Origin of the sequence: Undibacterium sp. Jales W-56 (assembly GCF_025548535.1) — a bacterium.
Taxonomy (GTDB): Bacteria; Pseudomonadota; Gammaproteobacteria; order Burkholderiales; family Burkholderiaceae_D; genus Undibacterium.
Genome location: NZ_JAJLQW010000002.1, coordinates 202,949 through 225,796 on the forward strand (window position 1 = coordinate 202,949; position 22,848 = coordinate 225,796).

General features: G+C 49.8%; 19 protein-coding genes and 3 tRNA genes. 9 read left to right on the top strand and 13 right to left on the bottom strand.

The genetic code is table 11. The features are described 5' to 3' along the window. Positions 1 to 13 precede the first annotated feature (13 nt). The 4 genes from tig to LPB67_RS06880 form a co-directional block, all read right to left on the bottom strand. On the bottom strand, positions 14 to 1,357 hold the full coding sequence (gene tig, locus LPB67_RS06865; RefSeq protein ID WP_262836375.1) for a trigger factor: 1,344 nt from the start codon (positions 1,355 to 1,357) through the stop codon (positions 14 to 16). A 29-nt stretch (positions 1,358 to 1,386) separates the two neighbouring features. Beyond that, positions 1,387 to 1,473 (bottom strand) — tRNA-Leu (locus LPB67_RS06870). 224 nt (positions 1,474 to 1,697) lie between these two features. Next, entirely contained in the window at positions 1,698 to 4,790 is a 3,093-nt protein-coding gene (locus LPB67_RS06875) for an efflux RND transporter permease subunit (protein WP_262836376.1), read from the bottom strand. Next, positions 4,787 to 5,851 carry an efflux RND transporter periplasmic adaptor subunit gene (locus LPB67_RS06880; RefSeq protein WP_262836377.1) on the bottom strand — a complete coding sequence of 355 codons (1,065 nt, stop codon included), beginning with the start codon at positions 5,849 to 5,851 and terminating at the stop codon, positions 4,787 to 4,789. The genes LPB67_RS06875 and LPB67_RS06880 overlap by 4 nt, the downstream gene beginning before the upstream one ends. Between LPB67_RS06880 and LPB67_RS06885 the strand changes: the two genes are divergently transcribed. From LPB67_RS06885 to LPB67_RS06900, 4 genes are all read left to right on the top strand, one after another. Next, positions 5,838 to 6,170, top strand: coding sequence for a hypothetical protein (locus LPB67_RS06885; RefSeq protein WP_262836378.1), 333 nt, complete (start codon positions 5,838 to 5,840; stop codon positions 6,168 to 6,170). The two genes, LPB67_RS06880 and LPB67_RS06885, sit on opposite strands and share 14 nt — an antisense overlap. Positions 6,171 to 6,270: 100 nt before the next feature. Next, the gene (gene hpnC / locus LPB67_RS06890) at positions 6,271 to 7,080 is read left to right on the top strand and encodes a squalene synthase HpnC (protein ID WP_262836379.1); all 810 of its coding nucleotides are present in this window, start codon (positions 6,271 to 6,273) and stop codon (positions 7,078 to 7,080) included. A 188-nt stretch (positions 7,081 to 7,268) separates the two neighbouring features. After that, positions 7,269 to 7,457 (top strand): hypothetical protein, encoded by a 189-nt coding sequence (locus LPB67_RS06895; protein ID WP_262836380.1) that lies wholly within the window; start codon positions 7,269 to 7,271, stop codon positions 7,455 to 7,457. Positions 7,458 to 7,518: 61 nt separating this feature from the next. Continuing rightward, positions 7,519 to 8,223, top strand: a complete 705-nt coding sequence (locus LPB67_RS06900; RefSeq protein ID WP_262836381.1) for a M24 family metallopeptidase — start codon at positions 7,519 to 7,521, stop codon at positions 8,221 to 8,223. A gap of 107 nt (positions 8,224 to 8,330) precedes the next feature. Here LPB67_RS06900 and LPB67_RS06905 read toward each other — a convergent pair whose 3' ends face one another. After that, positions 8,331 to 9,203 carry a hypothetical protein gene (locus LPB67_RS06905; RefSeq protein WP_262836382.1) on the bottom strand — a complete coding sequence of 291 codons (873 nt, stop codon included), beginning with the start codon at positions 9,201 to 9,203 and terminating at the stop codon, positions 8,331 to 8,333. A 407-nt stretch (positions 9,204 to 9,610) separates the two neighbouring features. On the opposite strand from LPB67_RS06905, the gene hpnD reads away from it, so the two are divergent. Continuing rightward, a complete protein-coding gene (hpnD, locus tag LPB67_RS06910) occupies positions 9,611 to 10,444 on the top strand; it encodes a presqualene diphosphate synthase HpnD (protein ID WP_262836383.1) in 834 nt (277 codons plus the stop codon). Beyond that, entirely contained in the window at positions 10,437 to 11,798 is a 1,362-nt protein-coding gene (hpnE, locus tag LPB67_RS06915; RefSeq protein ID WP_262836384.1) for a hydroxysqualene dehydroxylase HpnE, read from the top strand. Before hpnD ends, hpnE begins: the two co-directional genes overlap by 8 nt. A 248-nt stretch (positions 11,799 to 12,046) precedes the next feature. Here the strand turns inward: hpnE and radA are convergent, their stop codons facing one another. Beyond that, positions 12,047 to 13,432 (bottom strand): DNA repair protein RadA, encoded by a 1,386-nt coding sequence (gene radA / locus LPB67_RS06920; RefSeq protein ID WP_262836385.1) that lies wholly within the window; start codon positions 13,430 to 13,432, stop codon positions 12,047 to 12,049. A gap of 496 nt (positions 13,433 to 13,928) precedes the next feature. Between radA and lplT the strand changes: the two genes are divergently transcribed. Next, a complete protein-coding gene (gene lplT / locus LPB67_RS06925) occupies positions 13,929 to 15,191 on the top strand; it encodes a lysophospholipid transporter LplT (RefSeq protein WP_262836386.1) in 1,263 nt (420 codons plus the stop codon). Positions 15,192 to 15,208: 17 nt separating this feature from the next. Here lplT and LPB67_RS06930 read toward each other — a convergent pair whose 3' ends face one another. The 4 genes from LPB67_RS06930 to tsaB are packed head-to-tail and all read right to left on the bottom strand — an operon-like array spanning position 15,209 to position 18,085. After that, a complete protein-coding gene (locus LPB67_RS06930; protein ID WP_262836387.1) occupies positions 15,209 to 16,171 on the bottom strand; it encodes a DUF1853 family protein in 963 nt (320 codons plus the stop codon). 4 nt (positions 16,172 to 16,175) lie between these two features. Further along, positions 16,176 to 16,925, bottom strand: coding sequence for a uracil-DNA glycosylase family protein (locus tag LPB67_RS06935; RefSeq protein ID WP_410482713.1), 750 nt, complete (start codon positions 16,923 to 16,925; stop codon positions 16,176 to 16,178). 15 nt (positions 16,926 to 16,940) lie between these two features. Continuing rightward, positions 16,941 to 17,396, bottom strand: a complete 456-nt coding sequence (gene rimI / locus LPB67_RS06940; protein WP_262836389.1) for a ribosomal protein S18-alanine N-acetyltransferase — start codon at positions 17,394 to 17,396, stop codon at positions 16,941 to 16,943. Next, on the bottom strand, positions 17,396 to 18,085 hold the full coding sequence (gene tsaB / locus LPB67_RS06945; RefSeq protein WP_262836390.1) for a tRNA (adenosine(37)-N6)-threonylcarbamoyltransferase complex dimerization subunit type 1 TsaB: 690 nt from the start codon (positions 18,083 to 18,085) through the stop codon (positions 17,396 to 17,398). Before tsaB ends, rimI begins: the two co-directional genes overlap by 1 nt. Before the next feature lie 88 nt (positions 18,086 to 18,173). On the opposite strand from tsaB, the gene LPB67_RS06950 reads away from it, so the two are divergent. Then, positions 18,174 to 18,602, top strand: coding sequence for a thioredoxin family protein (locus tag LPB67_RS06950; RefSeq protein WP_262836391.1), 429 nt, complete (start codon positions 18,174 to 18,176; stop codon positions 18,600 to 18,602). A gap of 105 nt (positions 18,603 to 18,707) precedes the next feature. On the opposite strand, the gene LPB67_RS06955 is transcribed toward LPB67_RS06950, so the two are convergent. The 3 genes from LPB67_RS06955 to LPB67_RS06965 all read right to left on the bottom strand — a co-directional run bounded on the left by LPB67_RS06955 (position 18,708) and on the right by LPB67_RS06965 (position 20,948). Next, positions 18,708 to 18,784 (bottom strand) — tRNA-Arg (locus LPB67_RS06955). A 143-nt stretch (positions 18,785 to 18,927) separates the two neighbouring features. Next, positions 18,928 to 19,004, bottom strand: a tRNA-Arg gene (locus LPB67_RS06960). 66 nt (positions 19,005 to 19,070) lie between these two features. Continuing rightward, on the bottom strand, positions 19,071 to 20,948 hold the full coding sequence (locus LPB67_RS06965) for a potassium transporter Kup (protein WP_262836392.1): 1,878 nt from the start codon (positions 20,946 to 20,948) through the stop codon (positions 19,071 to 19,073). Between the two features lie 426 nt (positions 20,949 to 21,374). On the opposite strand from LPB67_RS06965, the gene LPB67_RS06970 reads away from it, so the two are divergent. Then, positions 21,375 to 22,712, top strand: coding sequence for an ATP-binding protein (locus tag LPB67_RS06970; RefSeq protein WP_262836393.1), 1,338 nt, complete (start codon positions 21,375 to 21,377; stop codon positions 22,710 to 22,712). The last annotated feature ends 136 nt before the right edge of the window (positions 22,713 to 22,848 follow it).

A 22,848-nucleotide genomic window follows, 5' to 3' on the forward strand; every position in this document is an offset into this window, starting at 1 on the left:
TGATTTCCTTTAATTATTGCGCGTTGTTACCCATTAATTCATCGAAAGGCAGCATCTTGTCTGTGACTTTCGACTTACCTAGTACGTAGTTAACGACGTTTTCTTCCAATACAAGGGCTTCGACTTCAGCCAGGCGATTACGGTCACTGTAGTAGTATTTAACCACTTGCTGCGGATCTTCGTAACTCTGTGCAAAATCTTCCACCTGAGCCTTGATTTGCGCTGCAGTTGCTTGCAAATTATTCGCTTTAACCAGTTCAGCCAAAATCAACCCGAGGCGAACACGGCGCTCGGCTTGTGTGGCAAATAATTCCGGCGGAAACGGCACATCTTTGACATTCATGCCACGTTGAGCCATATCCTGGCGAGTCATTTCTGCCAAACGCTGTCCGTCCTGCTCAACCAAAGCCTTAGGCACATCAAATTCAACAGCCTTGACTAAAGCATCCATCACGCTGTCTTTGGTTTTTGCTTTTACGCGGCCTTTGACTTCACGTTCTAAGTTTTCTTTGATATCGGCACGCATCTTGGCAAGATCGCCATCTTCCACGCCCAGGCTTTTCGCGAATTCAGCATCCACCTCTGGCAAATGCGCCCATTCCAATTTCTTCAAGGTGATCGTGAATTCAGCCGTTTTGCCTGCGACGTCCTTACCGTGATAATCCTCTGGAAAAGCCAATGAGAAAGTTTTGCTCTCGCCTGCCTTCAGACCTAAAGTAGCGGCCTCGAATTCTGGCAACATACGACCCTCGCCCAATACGAACGCGAAGTCATCCGCTTTACCACCGGCGAATTCAACGCCATCGATCTTGCCGACGAAATCTAAGGTGGCACGGTCACCATTTTGAGCGACTGGCTCACCGCCATCGCCATGAGCACCTTGCTCGCCTTTGGTGTGAAAGTGAACGCGTTGCTTGCGCAGGATATCGATGGTTTTATCGATTTCGGCATCGGACACTTCCGTCTTAACCTGCTCTACTTCTGCAGCGGACAGATCACCGACGACAAATTCAGGATAAATTTCGAAAGTCGCATCGAAGGTCAAACTGCCTTCGACAGCGCCTTCAGTATTTTTCGGTTCAATCTTCGGATAGCCGGCGACGCGCAATTTATTTTCGTTGGCGGCAACGCTGAAAGCCTGACCGACTTTGTCGTTCAATACTTCGTTTTCGACCTGGTAACCGTACTGCGCAGCAACCATCTTCATAGGTACCTTACCAGGACGGAAGCCCGGCGCTTTTGCTGTACGTGCGCGCAATTTCAAACGTTTTTCCACTTCCGACTGCACTTCTGAAATCGGGAAGGAAATAGTAATGCGGCGTTCCAATTTATCTAAAGTTTCGACTGCAGTTGCCATGAAAATCGTCCAAATATAAAAAAATTCTGTGGTGCGAGGAGGGGGACTCGAACCCCCACACCATTGCTGGCGTCAGGACCTAAACCTGGTGCGTCTACCAATTTCGCCATCCTCGCGGGATGAGAACACTAACCAAATTAAAAACTGGCACAAAAGCAAAGGGCGACCCGAAATTCAAGTGTCGCCCAGAACTATCGTATGTGGCATTTCAACTCCAGCCGCGTATTCTACTGGATTTTAATCCCATGTGTCTCTTTTTTTCGTATGGTTTTGCAATTAATTCAATGCAGACTCACGCCCAAATCGAGAGCAAGTCTGCATCATTTGCCTGATTACTTGGTCAGACCGGCTTTTTTACCCGGAACCAGGCCGCATACAAGGCGGGTAAAAATAATAAAGTCAGTGCGGTTGCGATGATCAAACCGCCCATGATCGCTACTGCCATCGGCCCCCAGAACACCGACCTGGATAATGGAATCATCGCCAATACCGCTGCCGCTGCAGTCAGAATAATCGGACGGAAACGTCTGACCGCCGATTCAACGATTGCATCCCAGGCAGGCGCTCCGGCTTGAATATCCTGCTCAATCTGGTCAATCAAGATCACTGAATTGCGAATGATCATACCGAACAGGGCAATCACACCGAGCTGCGCAACAAAACCGAAAGGTCTTTGCAATAACAGTAAAGCCATCGCCGCACCAGCCACGCCCAGCGGACCCGTCAGGAACACCAGCAAAGAACGCGAGAAACTATGCAACTGCAGCATCAGCAAAGTGAAGATGATGAAAATGACCAAAGGTACATTAGCGGCGATCGATTCTTGCGCTTTACCGCTATCTGCAGCCGCACCTGCCAGTTCAATCTTATAGCCAGGCAAAAGCTCCGAACGTATCTTATCCAGCTTAGGTGAAATCTGACTGGAAACCGTCGGCCCCTGAATACCGTCGACCACATCGGACTGGACTGTAACTGCCCATTCACGCCCTTCCCGCCAGACCACACCCGGCTCCCAGACCAGTTTAATCCGCGCCAATTGAGATAAAGGTACGGACTTACCGCTAGCCGTTGGAATATTAGCGTCGCCCAATGCGTTAACGGTTGAGCGTTCGTCAACAGGCTGGCGAACGACGATATCGATCAATTTATTATCGTCCCTAAATTGCCCCACCGTTGTGCCGGTCAAGATTGTATTCGCAGCACGCATCACTGTCTGCGAGGTGACGCCCAAAGCACGCAACTTGTCCTGATCCAAATCGATACGGACTACTTTTACAGACTCGTTCCAGTTGTCGTTGACACCAATCGCATTCGGATTGGTACGCATGACGTCTTTTACGCGATCAGCAATTTCACGGACCTTGGCCACTTCCAGGCCTGTAACCCGGAACTGAACCGGATATGGCACGGGTGGTCCATTCGGTAAAATCTTCACGCGACCACGCACCTCAGGGAAATCAACTTTGAATGCCCTCACAATTTTTAAACGCAGTGCTTCCCTCGCCTTCAGACTTTTAGGCAATACAACGATTTGCGCGACGTTAGTCTGAGGAAAAATCTGATCCAATGGCAAATAGAAACGCGGACTACCGGTGCCAACATAACTGGTAACGCTTTCTACGTCGTCTTGCTTCTGAATGAAGTTTTCAAATTTTTTCGCTTGCGCTTCAGTCGCGGCAAACGCACTGCCCTCTGGCAACCACAACTCAACCATCAATTCAGGGCGGCTTGAATCCGGGAAGAATTGCTGCTCAATGAATTTGAATCCGAAGATACCCAAGCCAAACACGCCTAAGGTAATCAGGATCGTTGTTTTACGCCATTCAACGCACCAATTCACTAATTTGCGGAAACGTGAATAAAACGGCGTATCAAACAATTCATGATGGCCATCGGCATTCGCCGCAGGTTTTACTTTAAGCAACAAATAGCCCAAATATGGCGTGAATAAAACCGCAGCCAACCAGGAAATAAGCAAGGCTAAAGCATTCACCGAGAACATAGAAAACGTGTATTCACCGGCAGCGGATTTAGCCAAACCGATCGGCAAAAATCCTGCTGCGGTAATCAAGGTGCCAGTCAACATCGGCATCGCGGTTGAGGTGTAGGCGAAAGTCGCGGCATCAAAACGGGAGAAACCTTCCTCCATTTTGCGCACCATCATTTCGACCGCAATAATCGCATCATCAACCAGCAAACCAAGGGCAATGATCAAGGCCCCGAGAGAAATTTTATGCAGATCGATGTCGAAGATACGCATAAACAGGAAAGTCACCGCCAATACCAAAGGAATAGTTAAGCCGACAACCAGACCTGGCCAGATATCCAGTCGAAAGGGCTTGGTATGCAACCCCAGCGCCAGAAAGCTCACCGCCAGCACAATCACGACGGCTTCAATCAGCGTATGCACAAACTCGCCAACCGACGAAGCCACCATTTTTGGCTGATCTGAAACACGTTCAATCTGGATACCGACAGGCATTTTGCTCTTTACATCATTCATGACCTTCTGCAAATTTTTGCCCAAGTCAATGATATTGCCGCCTTTTTCCATTGAGATGCCAAGGCCGATCACTTCTTTGCCGTTAAAACGCATCTTGTCCTGCGGAGGGTTCTTGTACTCGCGCTTCACCGTTGCAAAATCCCCAAGACGGAAGGTCGTACCATTTGCCCGCAACTGCAGATTTTCCAAATCCTTGACAGTCATTAATGCGCCGGAAATTCTGACTTGCAAATTATCACTGCTCGTCGTCAATACGCCAGTCGCTTCGACCGTGTTTTGGGAATTGATCTGACCGACAATCGCCTCAAAGGAAACGCCTAATTGAGAGAATTTTTTCTGAGAAAATTCAATATTAATTTTCTCGTCCTGAACGCCAAACAACTCAACCTTGGAGACCGTTGGAATACGCAAGAATTGCTGACGTACGAAATCGGCATATTCCTTGACCTGCTCATAGGTAAAACCGTCTCCGGACAACGCAAAAATAGAGCCGTAAGTATCGCCGAATTCATCGTTAAAAAATGGCCCTAATACGCCTGACGGCAGGGTGTTTTTTATATCGCCGATTTTTTTACGCACCTGATACCAGGATTGCGCTGTTTCTTTTGGCGGCGTCGATTCGCGCAATTGCAAAATAATTAAAGTTTCGCCAGGTTTGGAATAACTGCGAATCTTGTCGATGTAGGGTGTTTCCTGAAGCTTTTTCTCAAGTTTATCCGTGACCTGATCCGCCATCTGCAATGCAGTTGCGCCCGGCCAAATCGCCCGCACCACCATCGCACGGAAAGTAAACGGCGGATCTTCATCCTGCCCCAAACGGCCATAACTCAGAATGCCGCCCAATAGCAAGACGACCATCAGGTAACGCGTCAGCGGAATGTGCTCCAGCGCCCACCTTGACAGGTTGAAACCTCCTGAGGATTCGCTCATTTGGCGACTCCTGTCGTAGCAACATCATTTCCGGCAGCAGCGCTGACTTTTTCAGAATTTTTATCTAAAGCCTTCTCCACACTGCCCGGATCCACGCCGAGAATCGTCACTTTTTGCCCGACTTTCAGCAAATTCACGCCTGCAGTGACCACGTTTTGTCCTGGCGTCACGCCCTTGGCAACTAAAATATCTTGTCCTGCAGATCCCGCAACGATCACGGGGCTTAGCTTGACTGCGCCACCGTCAACAATCCATACGGAAGTCGTATTTTTGTCGTTGAACAGCGCCGTCATCGGCAACCGGATCATTGCGTTCGGATTCTTGGCGGCAAATGTGACATAAGCGGTCATGCCCAACTTGACGTCTTTAGCAGTTGCCGGCAGTGCCAGTTTTGCCGTGAAAGTGCGTGTGACCGGATCGGCAATGGGCGACAACTCACGCAATTTGGCCGTCAGCACTTCCCCTTGATTCGCCCATAAACGCACCCGGATATCGGAGATTTGCCGTATCGAATTCACTTTATCTTCTGGAATACCGACAACTACATCAGTCTCACCAGTCTGCGCCACACGCACTACGGAGGTACCCGTCGCAACAACCTGCCCGACTTCAGCATCGATCCCGGTCACTACGCCGTCGACATCCGATATTAAAGTCGTATAACCCGATTGATTGGTCTGATTTCTATAGGAGGCGAGCGCCTGTTCGTAGCTGGCTTGCGCTGCTTTATAGGTAGTGACTTTGCTGTCCAGCACAGCGGCTGCGACAAAATTTTTCTCTCTTAAATCTTCATAGCGTTTCAGCTCAGCCTTTGCCAGATCACGGTTACTCTCGGCAGCAGTAAGTCCGGCCTTGGCTTGCGACTGCGCCAAGGCCAGGTCTTGCGGATCTAACTGCATCAAGACCTGGCCGCGCTTAACCACGCTGCCGACATCAACCTTGCGGGCGACGATCTTGCCGCCCACCCGAAATCCCAAACGCGATTCAATCCGCGGACGCACTTCCCCGGAGAATTCTGCCGATTGATCGGCCCCGTCCGTGCTCGCTTTGACCACCCTCACAGGACGTATATCCTCGGTTTTTTCGGCTGGCTTTGAACATCCCGCCAACAAAACCAAAGCAAGAACAGGTAAAAAAGCAACCGGCTTTCCTTTAAACGAAAGCGCGCTGACCAGCCTGGCTGTGTCATTAAAAACATTTTTTTGCGATGTGGGCACGGGAGTTTTCCTTTACTATGCTGGCTACAAAAGCCAAGGTTATTCGTTGAAGCGTAGTATGAATTGCCACTTACTGCGATTCTATACCTGGAGCGCGCTGCGAATTGTGGCCCATCGCGGTGACGAATGGGACGCGAATCAGCCGATTCAATACAGTTACTGACTTAATGGTTAGTAATTATAGTGGCGAGTCCTTTTTTTGCCAATGACTTTTGAGTCATTAATTTTATACCCGCATCATATCCTCAAATTCAAGCATAAACATGTCTGTAGAACACTACGAAAACTTTCCGGTCGCATCATTGTTACTCCCGGCACGCTTACGCCCTGCGGTAGAGGCCATCTATGCATTCGCCAGGACTGCGGATGATATTGCAGATGAGGGAGACGCAATGCCGGAACAGCGCTTGCTGGGCTTGTCGCAGTATGAAACAGAATTACGGCAGATCGAGACCAGTCAACCATCCGGAAATCCATTATTTGATCGCTTGCACAAGGTGATTCAGCAATACACCCTCCCCATGCAGGCATTTCGGGACTTGCTATCAGCATTTAAACAAGATGTCACAACCACAAGGTATAACAGCTACGACGATTTGCTCGACTATTGCAAGCGATCTGCCAATCCGGTCGGCCTGCTGATGTTACATCTGTATGCGGCGGCGACACCGGAAAACAAGCGTGATTCGGACGCGATATGCTCGGCGCTGCAATTGATAAATTTTTGGCAAGATATCGCGATCGACTGGGGAAAGCAACGTGTTTATGTTCCACTGCAAGATTTAATCGCGTTCAACATCGATGAAGCGCAGATCGCAAACCAGCTAAATAGTCCGCAATGGGCCGCCTTGATGCAGTTTGAAACAAGCAGAACAAGAACCCTGCTCATCAGCGGCATGCCCTTATGCAAACGGTTGCCGGGACGGATAGGCTGGGAGTTGCGCCTGGTGGTCCAGGGCGGCTTGAGGATATTGGAACGTATCGATGCAGTTGAAGGCGACATCTTTCATCGCCGTCCTCAATTAGGTAAAGCCGATTGGTTTGTCATGCTGTGGCGGGCCATCAAGATGTAAAGGCCTGAAAACTCAGAGATACAGCCGCGATGTTTGCGATAGCAGAGGTACTTAGCTACCAGGCTAATGACATGCGTTCATTACACCCTGTTTCACAATTAATCGATCAAAAACCTGACTGGATCTCACTATCCCGCTATGATGCGTGGTGAATAATTCAACGATTACCGAACTCACACAAAATGATCATGCAACGTATTTATCTGTTTTTAGCAATTGTTTGTACTACAGTGCTAATCAACGGCTGTACCGTTTTGGCTGTCGCGGATGCCGCAGTCTCCACCACAGTCAAAGTCGGTAGTGCCGTCGTCGGTACTGCGGTGGATGTGACCGCGGCAGGCGTAAGAACTGTTACCAATAGCAATAAAGAAAAATAATCCTCAGCATTGCAAATTCACAACTTTCTTCCTACGATTTTTTCTGCGATAGCTCAACGACATGCCAACCGAATTACAGATCGCCGAACATCGCAAAGCGCAGCAAGCTGCGAAACTGGCAATGGTCTATCTTACCGGCGCAATCAGCGCCGACGATACGGAACAAAGTATCGCGCGCAAAGCGCATGAATTTTTATGTGACGCCGGCTATCAGGAAACCTGGTATTACCAGTGTCCGGCTTTAGTGCTACTGGGTTCCAGAAGTTGCGTGTCAATCTCAGGACGCGATTATCAGGCCAGTACCGAGACAGTAGGCTCATCCAACCTGATTACGATTGATCTCAGCCCCGCCAGGAGCGAGTATTGGGGCGATTATGCGCGTTCACTGGTTGTCGAGGACGGCAAGGTCATTGAGCAACCTAAACAACTTGAGTTTAAAAACGGCCTGCATTTCTTGCAGCAACTACATCAGCAAATGCTGCGTCTGGTAAAACCAAGCACGACGTTCGACCAGTTATTTGAATGGGCCAATGTGCGTATCCGCGAAAGCGGATTTGTGAATCTCGATTACCGCGGCAATGTAGGGCATAGCATCGCGGCCAGCCGGGATCATCGCCAATTTATCGAAGCCCGCAATTGCGCCAGATTAGGCGATGTCCCCTTCTTTAGTTTTGAACCTTTCGTAAGACTCAAAGGCGGTCGCTGGGGTTTCAAACACGAGGATATCTTCTTCTTTAACCAAGACGGGCAATTGCAAAGTCTTTAGCTGATTAAAGATTAACACCTCAATGGAAAAAGCCGGCGTCAATGGATGCCGGCTTTTTTATCACCCATTCAGCCTGAAATTCAACCTGAGGAATGAGCGTTTTTAAATTAGTTATTTACGCAATTAATCGCAATATTGCTGGCGCCTGTCAGATTGCTTAACAAGGCTGTTCCGGCACCGCCAGTGACAGTACAGGTTTGACCCGCAGGTTGCGTGGTGACGGTGACTGCGTAGGTTTGTCCGTCAACAATCGAATTGGCAAAGGTGAATTTGCCATTCGCAGACAAATACAGCAGATCCGTTCCATTGTCAGCGATCGTCACGGTTTTTCCAGAACCTAAACCCGTCAGTGTCACGGCTACCGGCACGCTGGCAATACATTTCACCAATACATTATTGGCACCGGTCAAATTGCTGTTATCAACGGTACCCGTGCCATTTTGCACGGTGCATGTCTGTGCCGGGGGTTGCGCACCTACTGTTACCGCATAGGTTTGCCCGCTAGGAATATAGAAGGCAAATGTAGCAGCGCCATTCGTAGACAGGATCAATTTGTCAACATTAACGTTAGTGTTAAAGTTGTTATAGAGGGTAACCGCTCCTGCAGTTAATCCTGACAAAGTGACCGTAACCGGGACCTTTGGCACGCACTTAACTGAAATATTGGTCACCGCTGCATCGCTGCTCATATGGCCAGAACCGTTCGCCACCGTACAGTTAACCTGAGCTGGCTGGCTGCCGACCGTAATATTGTAATCCGCGTTGCTAGCGACCTTGAATGAAAATGGGCCATCCACAGTAAGTGCCTGTTTGTAACCGGCAGTATCAATTAACACCAACTGGCCACCTGATGTTGTCCCGGAACCCAGGCCAGTCACCGTGCCGCCGACTGTCGTATAGACAAAGCCGCCACATGCCGCCAAGGCGAGAATCAAGCCTGCCGCCAGGGCGAAGAAGCTCATTTTTTTCATTGTATTCATTCGATATTCCAAATTGGTCTAGGTCAAACAGGAGAACTGATCTTAGCTATCAATATGACTTATACATAAGCGCAAAATTTCAGCGAGTTCGTTCAGCAAGTTCGTAATGGTATATGAGCTTGGGTCAAAAAGTGCATGTTTGATACAAAAAGCCTGATTCCGCTTACAAACTATTACAAGTCACGAGCATGGGACTACGCTGATCCATCGGCATTTACAAAAGAAATTTGCCGCATTCCGCTGATAGAATTTTCCGGATACGCCAATTATTTTATCCGCCAGCATTTGTGGTCTCCGCCGCAGTCGGTTAGCATAGCGGCTTTCATGCAAGGATAACGGCACCCAGGCCAGTCTTGCCTGAGATATCCAATTTGACCGCATTCTAACCGCCTAATTACGCATCCCGTATGTCTCCAGACGAATATTGCCAACAGAAAGCAGCGCAAAGCGGCTCCAGTTTTTATTACAGTTTTTTGTTTTTGCCCCAGGAGAGACGCCTCGCCATTACGGCGCTATACGCGTTTTGCCGCGAAGTCGATGATGTGGTAGACGAAAGCACTGACGATACCGTCGCGCGCAGCAAATTGAACTGGTGGCGCGGTGAACTCAAAGCCATGCTGGCAAACAGTCCTACGCACCCCGTGACGAAAGCCTTGCTGCCGCATATGACCCGCTTCGCCTTGGACGGCGCGCATTTGCAGGCCATCATCGACGGTATGGAGATGGATTTAAACCAGACCCGCTATCTCGATTTTATCGCCCTGCAAAAATACTGCTGGCATGTCGCAGGCGTGGTCGGCGTTTTATCCGCCAGTATTTTTGGCATCAGCAATCCACAAACCAAAGAGTTTGCCGAGAAACTGGGACTGGCATTCCAGATGACGAATATCATCCGCGATGTCGGCGAAGATGCCCGCAAAGGGCGCATTTATTTGCCAGTCAATGAGTTGCAACAGTTCAAAGTCACTGCGGCAGATATTCTGAATGCGCGTCATAGTCCCGAATTTGCAGCACTGATGCAGTTCCAGTACCAACGTGCCCAGCAACTTTACGACGATGCGTTTGCCTTATTGCCTCAGGAAGACAGGAAGGCGCAACGTACCGGCCTCATCATGGCCGCTATTTACCGTGCCTTGCTGGTTGAAATCCAACGCGATGGCTTTCATGTCCTGAATCAACGCATTTCTTTAACGCCCATCCGCAAACTCTGGCTGGCGTGGATAACCTATATCCGTGGTTAAGACCAAATCGCTTGCCGGCAAGCGGATAGCCGTGATCGGTGCAGGCTGGGCCGGCTGCGCGGCTGCGGTCGAACTGAGCAGCCGCGGCGCGCAGGTGAGCTTGCTGGAGGCGGCGCGTACCCTCGGCGGCCGGGCCCGCAAAGTCGCAGTCAAACAGCATACGCTCGATAACGGCCAGCATATCCTGCTCGGCGCATACAGCGCGACGCTGGCATTGATGCATAAGCTCGGGATTCAAATGGATCAGGCGTTTCTACGCCTGCCTTTGCAGATGGTGTATCCCTCAATCGATGAGGGCATGGAATTTATTGCGCCTAAGCTCCCTGCACCGCTGCACCTGCTGGTCGCGCTGTTGCGTGCCAAAGGCTTGAGCAGGCCAGACAAAATGGCGCTGGCACGTTTTTCCAGTACCGCGCGCTGGATGGATTGGCAATTGAATCAGGATTGCAGCGTCAGCGAATTGCTGGAACGCTTTGACCAGACCCCGCGATTATGTCAATTAATGTGGGTGCCGCTATGTATCGCAGCACTCAATACGCCGCCGGAGCGCGCCTCGGCCCAGGTATTTTTGAATGTATTGAGAGACAGCCTGGGAGCAAGGCGGACGGCATCCGACATGCTGATCCCCAGGCAAGATTTATCCGCACTCTTCCCTGAGCAGGCGCAGCAGTTTATTCAGCGCGCGGGGGGAATAGTCAAATCGGGGATAAGCGTGAAGCGCCTGATACCAGATCGGCAAAACGGTTTTAATACATGGCATCTGGAATGCCATGTCGACGACGCGATCAGCACGCAAGAATTTGACGCCATCATTATTGCGACTGGCGCGGAACAAGCGAGTCGCCTGCTGAATGACATGGTGGCGGCTCAAAAGGCTGCACCGCTGCCGTCGTTTGAGTACGAATCGATCACCACGTGCTATCTGCAATATCCTCCCTCTGTGCACCTGCGTCGTCCGTTTTTTGCATTAAGAGATCAGCCGGAACAAGGCCACTGGGGACAATTTGTATTTGATCGGGGTCAGCTCAACCCAGATCAGGCGGGATTGCTGGCCGTGGTGGTCAGCGCATCGCATCAGGCGACCGATCTGGGCAATGAAGCGCTGGCCAAGGCACTAGCCTTACAACTGGCGGCCATGTTTGAGATGCCGGAGCTGGCACAGCCTGTATGGCAGCAAATCATTTCAGAAAAGCGGGCAACATTTTCCTGCACGCCCTCACTGCAACGACCGGATAATCAGCTTGGCCTGGAGAATTGCTTCATCGCGGGCGACTACACCAGATGTGATTATCCGGCTACGCTGGAAGCCGCCATCCGCAGCGGCATCGCCGCTGCCACGCTTTGCCTGAGCTAGAGCAATTGAGCTGAAATTGTGCTGAATTTACAAGGACTGAGTTTTAAATCACTACCCGCAATAGCAGCGCGGCTTTCCAGCACATTTCGGGCTGTAAGCCGCACCGTTATTGCGGAATGACTTTTGAAAATTCTAAAGCTATTCGGTCGGGATGCAATCAGGCACCAACCGGGGCAATGCGCCGGTATTGCGCAGATTAGCAAGAACGCGCTGCGCCGCCTTCTTGAGCACCGCTTAGCTCTAGTCTTCTAGTCTTTCACATAACTATCGACATCCCGGATCTTATTCAAGGCCTCCTCAATCCGGTCCACGGGTATCAGCGTCAATCCCTCAATCGCTAGCTTGGGCGCATTCGATTTGGGAATCATGGCAATCGAAAAACCGAGCTTGGCAGCTTCGCGCAGCCGCTCCTGGCCACGCGGCGCCGGTCGTATCTCACCTGCCAGACCAACTTCACCAAACACCACCAGCCCCTTTGGCAGCGGCTTATTGCGCATTGAGGAATTGATTGCCAGCATCACCGCAAGATCGGCGGCCGGTTCGGTAATTTTGACGCCGCCCACGGCATTGATAAAGACATCCTGGTCAAATGCCGCAACCCCGGCATGCCGGTGCAAGACCGCCAGCAGCATCGCCAAGCGGTTTTGCTCCAAACCCACCGAAAGACGTTTGGCATTAGGCGCATGCGAGCTATCCACCAGGGCCTGTATCTCGACCAGCAAAGGCCGGGTGCCCTCTTGCGTCACCATCACGCAGGAGCCGGCGACCTGGGTATCGTGCTGCGACAAAAACAGGGCGGAAGGATTGGAGACGCCTTTCAAGCCACGCTCGGTCATGGCAAACACACCCAGCTCGTTGACCGCGCCAAAACGATTTTTGATCGCCCGCACCAGGCGGAAACTCGAATGGGTATCCCCCTCAAAATACAGCACCGTATCTACAATATGCTCGAGTACGCGAGGACCGGCCAGCGCGCCCTCCTTGGTCACATGCCCTACCAGTATCATCGTGATATTCATGGTCTTGGCGACACGCGTCAACTGGGCGGCACATTCCCGGACTTGGGCCACCGAGCCGGGTGCAGAACTCAGCGCATCGGAATACATGGTTTGAATGGAATCAATGACGACGACTTGCGGCTTGTGATCGGCCAAGGTATTCAGGATTTTTTCAAGCTGGATTTCCGCCTGAAGCTGCAAATCCCTGGCATCCACCGCCAGGCGCTTTGCCCGCAAGGCAATCTGCGAACCCGACTCCTCGCCGCTGACATACAGGACTTTCTTGATCTTCGACAGGCTCGACAGGGCTTGCAGCAACAAGGTCGATTTGCCGATTCCCGGATCGCCCCCGATCAAGACCACGCCGCCAGCGACCAGACCGCCGCCCAACACCCGGTCAAACTCATCGATGCCGGTACCGAAGCGCGGCACCTCTTCCGCCTCGATCTCCGCAAGATTGAGCACCGGCGCAGTTTGCGCAATGCCTTGATGTTTGGCGGAGAAGCGATTGCCAGCCGTCTCGATAATGGTTTCTACCAGGGTATTCCATTGCTGGCATGCAGGACATTGCCCCGCCCATTTATTGACTATGCCACCGCACTCGGTACAGGTGTAATTGGTTTTTGGTTTGGCCATCGCTCGATAGGGAAAACAGGTTTTCTAAAAAATACGTAATTACGACTTATGCAAAACGACAAATTGCTTAGCACCATGTACATTAACCCGCAGGCTGGATGCGGCTTTCCGAGGCATTTCGCGCCAACAGCCGCACCCGGCTTGCGGATTCGTTTGAGGGAACTTCTAAAAACCCTTTAATCGAGATGCAACGCTAGGCACAAAACGCAGCAATACGTCGGTATTGCGAGGCTTTGTAACGACGCGATGCGCTCGAGTATGGGGTTTTTAGAAGTTCCCTTGACATCCACATGCCATGGAAGCAATTCCCCTTGCTTTTGTCTGGGCCTCGGTGTCTCGATGGTGAGTGGTTTTGTTTTTTGCGTAAGCCCTACAAATAAAAACTACTGGTATTTTACTCAGTATTGAGCGCATGACTTGGTCTAAATCACGAATATTCTTTACTTTTCATGGTATAAAGCGAGTCGGTGACATTTTGTAACAGGCACAATAAAGAATGAAACGCGGTTTTTACACAATCATGGCGGCGCAGTTTTTTTCTTCGCTCGCTGACAATGCTCTATTGATTGCTTCTATGTCTTTGCTCATTTCCATGCAATCGCCCGCCTGGATGACGCCTCTGTTAAAGCTTTTTTTCGTTTTATCTTATGTATTGCTGGCGGCCTTTGTCGGCGCATTTGCTGACTCTCTGCCTAAAGGCAAGGTCATGTTTATCACCAACTTGATTAAAGTAGGCGGCTGCGCCCTGATGTTCTTTCGCGTGCATCCCTTAATCGCCTATGGCGTCGTAGGCTTTGGAGCCGCCGCCTATTCACCCGCAAAATATGGCATCCTCACAGAGCTGCTGCCGCCTGAAAAACTGGTCGCCGCGAACGGCTGGATCGAAGGTCTGACAGTAACCTCGATCATTCTGGGTACGGTATTGGGCGGTTTGCTGGTCAATCCGCATATTTCGGCAATGTTGCTGAATTTCGACTTTCCGGTCCTGGATTTCGCCATCAACACGCCGAATGAGGCTGCTCTGTCCGTGATCATCAGCTTGTATGCTTTAGCTGCCTTATTCAATCTCAGGATACCCGACACCGGTGCCAAATATGCACGTCAGCAACATAATCCCGTCAAACTCATCGCTGATTTTGCTGGTTGCTTTACGATCCTGTGGAAAGATAAGCTGGGTCAGATTTCACTCGCGATCACTACCTTGTTTTGGGGCGCTGGTGCGACCCTGCAATTCATTGTATTGAAATGGGCGGAGAAATCTTTGCAAATGCCTCTGGATAAGGCGGCAGCATTGCAAGGTGTGACAGCGGTCGGTATTGCTCTGGGTGCGGTGGCCGCCGCGCGCTTCGTTCCGCTGAAAAAATCTTTGTCCGTGATGCCTATGGGTGTCGCGATGGGCTTGGTGGTGATCACGATGACCATGGTGACCAACGTCTGGGTCGCTTATCCCTTATTGATATTAATCGGCGCGCTGGCGGGATTTTTTGTAGTGCCGATGAATGCTTTGCTCCAGCATCGCGGCCATGTGCTGATGAGTGCCGGGCACTCGATTGCGGTGCAGAATTTTAATGAAAATCTGTCCGTGCTGACCATGCTGGCCTTGTACGCCTTGATGGTGTCCCTCAATTTGAATATTCATGTCGTGATCATCATGTTCGGCCTGTTTGTGTCGGGCACCACTTATCTGGTAATGCGCAAACACGCGGCGAATCAACTTGAATTCAACTCGCTGGCTTTAATCGGCGAACAGAAACATTAAGTCCAGTCTCCAGAACTCTATTCATTATTCTCTGAGCGCCGCTGCCTGGCGCTTGCCAGCCAATGATCCGGCACTACCATGCCGCGGCAGCTTTCCTGCCATAAGCCGCCGTTTTTAGACATGATTGTCAATAAAACAGGCGATTTCTCGCGTTCCGATCGCTGCCTGATCTGCTCACACAGTGCGGCTTTGTGCAGCACAGCCGATTCCTCCGCCTGGGCCGGCGCAAACCAGTCCAATCTGTCGGGCAGCAATCCGGCAGCTATATCGAGTTGCTCTACCTCAGCTATAGTCCACCAATAGCCATTGCAATGAGCGGGAGCGATTTCGGGCGGAAACTGCGTCATTGAGGAGAGCCATCCAGTCCTGTAAAACAGCCAGCCCTTGATGAGGGCTTGCGCCTTGACTACCGGCAGTGGCAATACGGATGTTGCAGCAGGATTCAGGGATAACTGCAATTGCTGATCAAAAACTTTGTGCAATTTCCCGGATAAGGTATCGACCAGGTTTGGACCAAGATAATCGCGCAGGTGGATCACATCGGTGCTCGCCCCCTGATCGGCCACATGCACATAAAACTTCGTCGCCAGTTCCCAATGCAGCAATCCCTTTGCGTGATGCAAGAGAAAATCGAATTCACCCAAGGTTTGTTTAGTATTTTGTATCTGGACATTTTGCGCATACAAAATATGCTGATGCTGCAAATAAAACGCCAGCAAATTTTCGGCATAACGCCCCAGGCGGCGTTGCTGGTGACGCGCTAAAGCGGTATATAAAGGTTGAGGATGACGGTCAAGGTCGGCGATCCATGCAGCGAATTGAGTCTCGTCAGCAATCACAATATCAGCGATCTTGTCTTGCCAATGCGGCAGATTCGCGGCCAATAAAGACGGCGAGGTAAGCAACCATACCAAGGCACGTACATGCCGGTCATGCAGATGCTGCCACTGCCGATGAAACTGGTTCTGATAAGTCGTCATGACCTCACATCGAACGCAATGCGAGACAGAGATCTTCCCAGGTTTTGCTCTTCTCCGTTGGCTTGCGCAGCAAGTAAGCCGGGTGATAAGTCACGACCAGAGGCACATTCTGATAACGGTGCAATTTGCCGCGCAATTGACCTACTGGCGTTTCGGGATTTAAATCGAGCAAAGAAATCGCCGCGGTTTTACCCAGTGCAATAATGACTTCCGGCTGTATCAAAGCGATCTGTCGCTTTAAATACGGCAAGCATGCCGCCACCTCTTCAGGCAATGGCGCCCTGTCTTTGCCCTGTGCATCCGTTGGACGGCATTTCACTATATTCGCAATATAGGTATTCTCGCCACGCTGCATGCCCAAGGCACGCAAAATATTATCCAGCAAATGCCCGGCAGGCCCGACAAAGGGTTTCCCTTGCAGATTTTCCTGATAACCCGGTCCTTCGCCGACGAACAACCATTTCGCATGTCGATCACCGACGCCGAATACAGTATTCGCGCGGCCTTCGCACAACTGGCAAGCGCGACACCCCGATACCGTATTTTCCAAACTACCCCAGTCGAGATCGGCTATTGCGGTGGAGGCAACCTGCATTACCGGGCCGGCATCGGATACGGGAATCTCCGATAAAACCTCAGGCTGAGTATTGGGGTTGGCAGCCGGGATCACAGACTCAGCGTTATCGCGTAATTTCCAGACCGGGCCAATGCCCAATTCAGTCAAAAAAGCAGCGTGTTGTTCAGCATCATTCATAAGGGTCACATGGGTTCACAATTCGAATCGCATTACAATGGCATCTTCCCGCGTTTGATCGGCCGCCGGGTAATATCCCTTGCGACGACCGATCTCCTTAAATCCAAATTGCCGGTACACATCGACTGCGCGCTGATTACTGATACGGACTTCGAGCAAAATTGTCTGGCATTCTTTTTCTCGACAGAATACGATCATCCGCTCCAGCAAGATTCTGGCATAGCCTTTTCCTTGATGGGCGGCATCCACTGCCAGATTCAACAAATGCATTTCATCAACCACTGGCATCAGAATGAAATAACCGATCAATACCTGATCGGCGTCACGCAAACCGGTGAAATGATAAGCGCTGTATAAAGAATCTAAAAAATTTCCCCGTGTCCAGGGATGGGTATAGACCCTTTCTTCGATGGCCAGAATAGCATCGACATCTTCAAAACCGAGCCGGCAAAAATGCATTCCTGCCACCATCAAACCGCTTCTTTCAATTGCTGGCGCTCTGCGGTCGTCAATGCGATTTTATTGCGTAAGTAAAGTGGCTGCGCTTGCGCGGCATCCAGGCATAATCCTGCATCAAAATTCCTGATCGCCAGTGTTGCAACTTGCCTGGCGTGCGGCATGCACAAAACCTGGCGATGGGTTTTATCAAGTTGGCCTAGCACTACGCCATGACCCAGTGCATACACCAAGTTATCCGTCTGCGGCACAACGTCAATATCCGCAGCTTTCGACAAGACCGGTGCCACGAGCTCTGACCATTTACCGTCTGCATAGCGGTATTGCGCCCAATATACCTCCTCCATGCGGGCGTCTAATACGCAGACGAAATCGGTCGCGTCAGATAACTGTCTGGCGGCCTCCGCCATTGCGTACAGACTAATGATAGGCAAAACAGGTAGCTCAGCACCAAATGCCAATCCCTGCACGATGCCGCAAGCAGTACGGACGCCGGTAAAGGCACCGGGGCCACAACCAAAAGCAATCGCATCACATTGCTGCAAGGTGATGCCTGCATCCAGCAATAATGCCTGGATAGCGGGTAAAATTCCCTGGGAATGCGTCTGCACCCCGGATAGTTCGCGACTGATCATAGAGTCACCCGTCATCAAGGCGACCGAAGCCAGCTCGGTAGAAGTTTCAATTGCAAGTAGCGTTGTCATACGCGTATTTTACAGGGCGCAGCCATAAACCAAAACCCGGATCTTTGACTAGCATGGAGAAGAAAAGCTTTAGGTTAAAATAGAGCGCATGAAATTAGCGACCAATACCGAAGATTTGAACAGCATCAAAAGTCAGTTGCAGAGTAAGCCATGGCTAGTCGCCTGCCTGTGCGCTGCGTGGTGCGATACCTGCACGAGCTATCGCCGTCAATTTGATGAATTGGCAGAGCAACACCCTAACTTGTGTTTTGCCTGGATAGACATAGAAGATCAGGCACATCTGGTCGATGAGGTAGAGATTGAAAACTTCCCTACGCTGTTAATTCAGCACAAAGATACAATACAATTTTTTGGCACTATGCTGCCAGACACTAAACAACTAGATCGCCTGCTGGCTGCCTTAATCGACGCCAGCAAGGATTCAAGCGAACCACCCAGCAAAACCAGCTCTGGCATGAATCAGGGTGCCCCCGCCGGATGGAGCTTGCGTCAACTCCTACTTAATTGCGCGACTTAATCGGTGTTACCTCGATTTTGGCATGGGACTTTTGATCTCATCACCTCTCAAAATATCGGGTAGAAAAGAAAAAAGGGACTAGATTTGCATCTAGTCCCTTGAATCTGGTGCGGCTGGCAGGAATCGAACCCACGACCCCTTGGTTCGTAGCCAAGTACTCTATCCAGCTGAGCTACAGCCGCGAAAAAACAAAATTATAGCATAGCAATATTAAATTAGGAATACCTGGCCTGAAATGAGCGACGAACTACGCGGCAAATAGTGCTGGCAAATTCAATCCATGAAAAGAAAAAAGGGACTAGATTTGCATCTAGTCCCTTGAATCTGGTGCGGCTGGCAGGAATCGAACCCACGACCCCTTGGTTCGTAGCCAAGTACTCTATCCAGCTGAGCTACAGCCGCGAAAGACCAAGATTATAGCATAGCAATTTTCAGTTGATAAGCCCCTCGCTTATTTTTCTTTATATCTCAAATCTCAACCTGCGAACCGACTTCAATCACCCGATTCGTTGGCACCTGATAGTAATCCGCTGCATCGCGGGCATTACGCGACATTGCGACGAACAGCCACTCGCGCCACAACGCCATGCCGCTGCCCGGACGAGAAACAATCGTTTGACGGGCAATGAAATATGAAGTTTCCATCGGTTCGAAAATCAAACCGTGGGCTTCGCATAGTTCAAGTGCCTTCGGAATATCCGGTTCGTTTTTAAAGCCGTAGTTAACATCAATCTGAAAACAGTTATGTCCCAGATCGACGACCTTGATACGGTCGGCATAAGGCACCCATGGGATTTCCTTATTGTGCAGAGTCAGGAAGATCACGCGTTCATGCAATATTTTGTTATGCGATAAATTATGCAAGAGCGCATGCGGCACGCCATCCGCCTCACCACGCAAAAATATTGCGGTACCGTAGACCCGGATCGGTGGCGAGACGAACAGAGAAGATAAGAAATCTTCCAGAGGAATCGCGTGCTTCTTCAAGTTCTCAAATACCAGTTCACGACCTCGCTTCCAGGTCACCATGACCGTGAACATGATGATACCCAGCACCACGGGGAACCAGCCACCGTGGAAAAACTTCAACACGTTCGCAGAGAAGAAAGCGAAATCAATCACCAGGAAAAAACCGGTCGCCATAAAACACAGGAAGGGATTATATTTCCAGCCATAACGAATCACGAAGAACGTCAGCAAGGAAGTCACCAGCATCGTACCCGTAACAGCAATACCGTAAGCGGAGGCCAGGTTTGACGAGGAACCAAAACCCACGACGGCAGCCACCACCACGATCAATTGCAACCAGTTGACTACAGGAATATAGATCTGACCGATCTCTTTAGACGAGGTGTGAATAATCTTCATGCGCGGCAAGAATCCCAGCGAGATCGCCTGCTTTGTCATTGAGAAGGTGCCGGAAATCGTCGCCTGAGACGCAATCACCGTGGCAATCGCCGATAAGGCGACGAGAGGATAAATACTCCAGGTGCCCAGTTGCGAATAAAAAGGATTGGCGACTGCTTCTGGATTGGAGATCAACAGCGCGCCCTGCCCCAGATAATTCAAGCCCAGCGCGGGGAATACAATAATAAACCACGCCATGCGGATAGGCTTACGACCGAAATGCCCCATATCGGCGTACAAGGCTTCGGCACCAGTGAACGCCAACACAACTGCACCCAGAGCAAGGAAAGCCAGCGAGCGGTTTTCCGTCAAAAAATGGACTGCATGCCATGGATTCAAAGCACCTAAAATAATTGGCATTTTAATGATGTTGTAAACACCCATAATCGCCAATGCGATAAACCAGACCACCATAATTGGCCCAAACCATTTGCCGATACCTGCCGAGCCTTTATGCTGTACCGAGTACAAGCCAATCAGTACCATCAAAGTAATCGGAACCACATACGGAGAAAATGCGGGTGTCGCGACCTCGAGTCCCTCAATCGCCGACAACACCGAGATCGCTGGCGTGATCACGCCATCGCCATAAAACAGCGCAGCACCAAACAGACCAAGCACGAATAATAAAAAATGCCACTTCGAAGACTTGCCGACCGACTCAAGAGCCATCGCGGTCAGCGCCATGATACCGCCCTCACCCCGGTTGTCCGCTCGCAAAATCAAGGTGACATATTTGACTGCAACGATAATGAACAAGCCCCACAGGATCAGTGAAACAATACCGAAAATATTTGCTTCCGTGAGCGGTAGACCATGTTCTTTTGAAAAAACCTCTTTCATCGTGTAAAGAGGACTGGTGCCGATATCGCCATAGACGATGCCGATGGCAGCTAACGTTAGAGCCGTCAAGCTGCTTTTTGAGTGTTGATTAGCCAATTGTGTACCTTGTTATTATTGGTGCATTGCACAATAGGTGATCCCGCAGGGAATTTCAAGAGAGAAATTCAGGAATCAGCTAAGCATATGTATTTGTGCAACAACTATCGACACTTTGCAAAGTTTTGAGGGTGGTGTCAATAAAAACAAGTGACGGATAGGTAGCGCAATACCAACTCAAAACTCAATTATTCAACAAAAAATTGTTCCATCCAATTTTCATGAATAATAAAATCCAATAAATGTTAAATTATGTAAAAAATCATTCAATGAAAGATTTAAATCCTAGTTGATAGAAAGCAACATGTCATATTTCTCTTATTGCAGTCGTATTATTTTGGTTTAACATAAGTGCAACACGAGATGCCTGGCAGTTGTCAATTATAAAGCGCGCAATTCCGATTTACTCATGGTGTAACTACACTGATGAACGATCAATTTGACGAATTCAGCTCATTATCACAGCTCCACGAAACGACGGTTTCGCATGGCAACGGAAGTTTAACGCCTGCTACACCAACTACAACAGCCCGCCTCCAATACCTGATAGAAAATACCCCCGCAATCATTTACAGCAGCGTACCAACAGGCGATTTCAAGATGACCTTCGTGAGTAGCAATGCGCTGCGGGTGCTTGGTTATCATCCGGAAGAAATGGTAGCCGATCCTAATTTCTGGTTTGACCATATTCATCCGGAAGACATACCGCAAATATTCTCCAGTATTGCAATGCTATTTACCGAGGGTAGCAGAACCTACGAATACCGCTTTAAAAGCAGTAATGACCAATACATCTGGATGCACGACATGCTCCGTCTGATACGCGATGCCGAGGGGAATCCGATAGAAGTGGTGGGGTCGCTCACGGATATCACGCAACGCAAACAGATGGAAGAAGCCTTGCAAAAAAAAGGGGAAGAACAACAAGCTCTGATCCAAAAATTACAAGAAGCTCAAGAGCAGTTGCTGCAATCGGAAAAAATGGCCTCCGTCGGCCAACTTGCCGCTGGTATCGCGCATGAAATCAACAACCCCGTTGGCTTTGTGAATTCGAATATGGGTTCTTTACAAAATTATGTAGGAACCCTGTTTAACGTCATCGAGCAGTACGATAAATTATTTCAACATATCCCACCCGCTTCCGAATTTCATCAACGATTAGCCGCCATTAGGGAAAAGGCTGATCTGGTTTTTTTAAAAGACGATATAGAAGATCTCGTACGGGAGTCGATGGATGGTTTAAAGCGCGTCAAGGACATTGTGCAATCCTTAAAGGATTTTTCCCATGTTGGCGAAGCGGACTGGCAAGAAGCAGATATCCATCAAGGGCTGGAAAGCACTTTAAACATCGTCAAAAATGAAATCAAATATAAAGCCAATATCGTCAAGGAATACGGAAAATTACCGCCAGTGAAATGCCTCATTTCACAACTCAATCAAGTTTTCATGAATCTCTTTGTCAATGCATCGTATGCGATCAAAGACAGCGGTGTTATCCACGTCAGCACGGGGGTTCAAAACGATTGGGTTTGGATCAAAGTGAGCGACACCGGCTCCGGTATTTCACCCGAAAATCTAAAACATATCTTTGAGCCGTTTTTCACCACAAAACCGATAGGCAGCGGCACCGGTTTAGGGCTTTCTTTAGCCTACGGCATTATTAAGAAGCATCGTGGAAAAATCGAAGTTGAAAGTGAATTAGGCAAAGGAACCAGTTTTACCATACGCCTACCCATACATCCTGAGAATGCACCGGAAACTTAACGCGAGAAATAACGTAATAAATTATCACGAGCGACCTAGAGATTATGCAGCGCCCTGGAGATGCGGTTACAAATATCACCCAACATACGCTTAACTATTTTTGGCTGAATTTTGACTCTCTTAATTCTTAAAGAAC

What these genes read in the sequence shown, in the direction of transcription:
- tig (WP_262836375.1), bottom strand. Translation starts at nt 1,357, where the DNA reads ATGGCAACTGCAGTCGAAACTTTAGATAAATTGGAACGCCGCATTACT.
- LPB67_RS06875 (WP_262836376.1), bottom strand. Translation starts at nt 4,790, where the DNA reads ATGAGCGAATCCTCAGGAGGTTTCAACCTGTCAAGGTGGGCGCTGGAG.
- hpnC (WP_262836379.1), top strand. Translation starts at nt 6,271, where the DNA reads ATGTCTGTAGAACACTACGAAAACTTTCCGGTCGCATCATTGTTACTC.
- LPB67_RS06895 (WP_262836380.1), top strand. Translation starts at nt 7,269, where the DNA reads ATGCAACGTATTTATCTGTTTTTAGCAATTGTTTGTACTACAGTGCTA.
- LPB67_RS06900 (WP_262836381.1), top strand. Translation starts at nt 7,519, where the DNA reads ATGCCAACCGAATTACAGATCGCCGAACATCGCAAAGCGCAGCAAGCT.
- LPB67_RS06905 (WP_262836382.1), bottom strand. Translation starts at nt 9,203, where the DNA reads ATGAATACAATGAAAAAAATGAGCTTCTTCGCCCTGGCGGCAGGCTTG.
- hpnD (WP_262836383.1), top strand. Translation starts at nt 9,611, where the DNA reads ATGTCTCCAGACGAATATTGCCAACAGAAAGCAGCGCAAAGCGGCTCC.
- radA (WP_262836385.1), bottom strand. Translation starts at nt 13,432, where the DNA reads ATGGCCAAACCAAAAACCAATTACACCTGTACCGAGTGCGGTGGCATA.
- lplT (WP_262836386.1), top strand. Translation starts at nt 13,929, where the DNA reads ATGAAACGCGGTTTTTACACAATCATGGCGGCGCAGTTTTTTTCTTCG.
- LPB67_RS06930 (WP_262836387.1), bottom strand. Translation starts at nt 16,171, where the DNA reads ATGACGACTTATCAGAACCAGTTTCATCGGCAGTGGCAGCATCTGCAT.
- LPB67_RS06935 (WP_410482713.1), bottom strand. Translation starts at nt 16,925, where the DNA reads ATGAATGATGCTGAACAACACGCTGCTTTTTTGACTGAATTGGGCATT.
- rimI (WP_262836389.1), bottom strand. Translation starts at nt 17,396, where the DNA reads ATGGTGGCAGGAATGCATTTTTGCCGGCTCGGTTTTGAAGATGTCGAT.
- tsaB (WP_262836390.1), bottom strand. Translation starts at nt 18,085, where the DNA reads ATGACAACGCTACTTGCAATTGAAACTTCTACCGAGCTGGCTTCGGTC.
- LPB67_RS06950 (WP_262836391.1), top strand. Translation starts at nt 18,174, where the DNA reads ATGAAATTAGCGACCAATACCGAAGATTTGAACAGCATCAAAAGTCAG.
- LPB67_RS06970 (WP_262836393.1), top strand. Translation starts at nt 21,375, where the DNA reads ATGAACGATCAATTTGACGAATTCAGCTCATTATCACAGCTCCACGAA.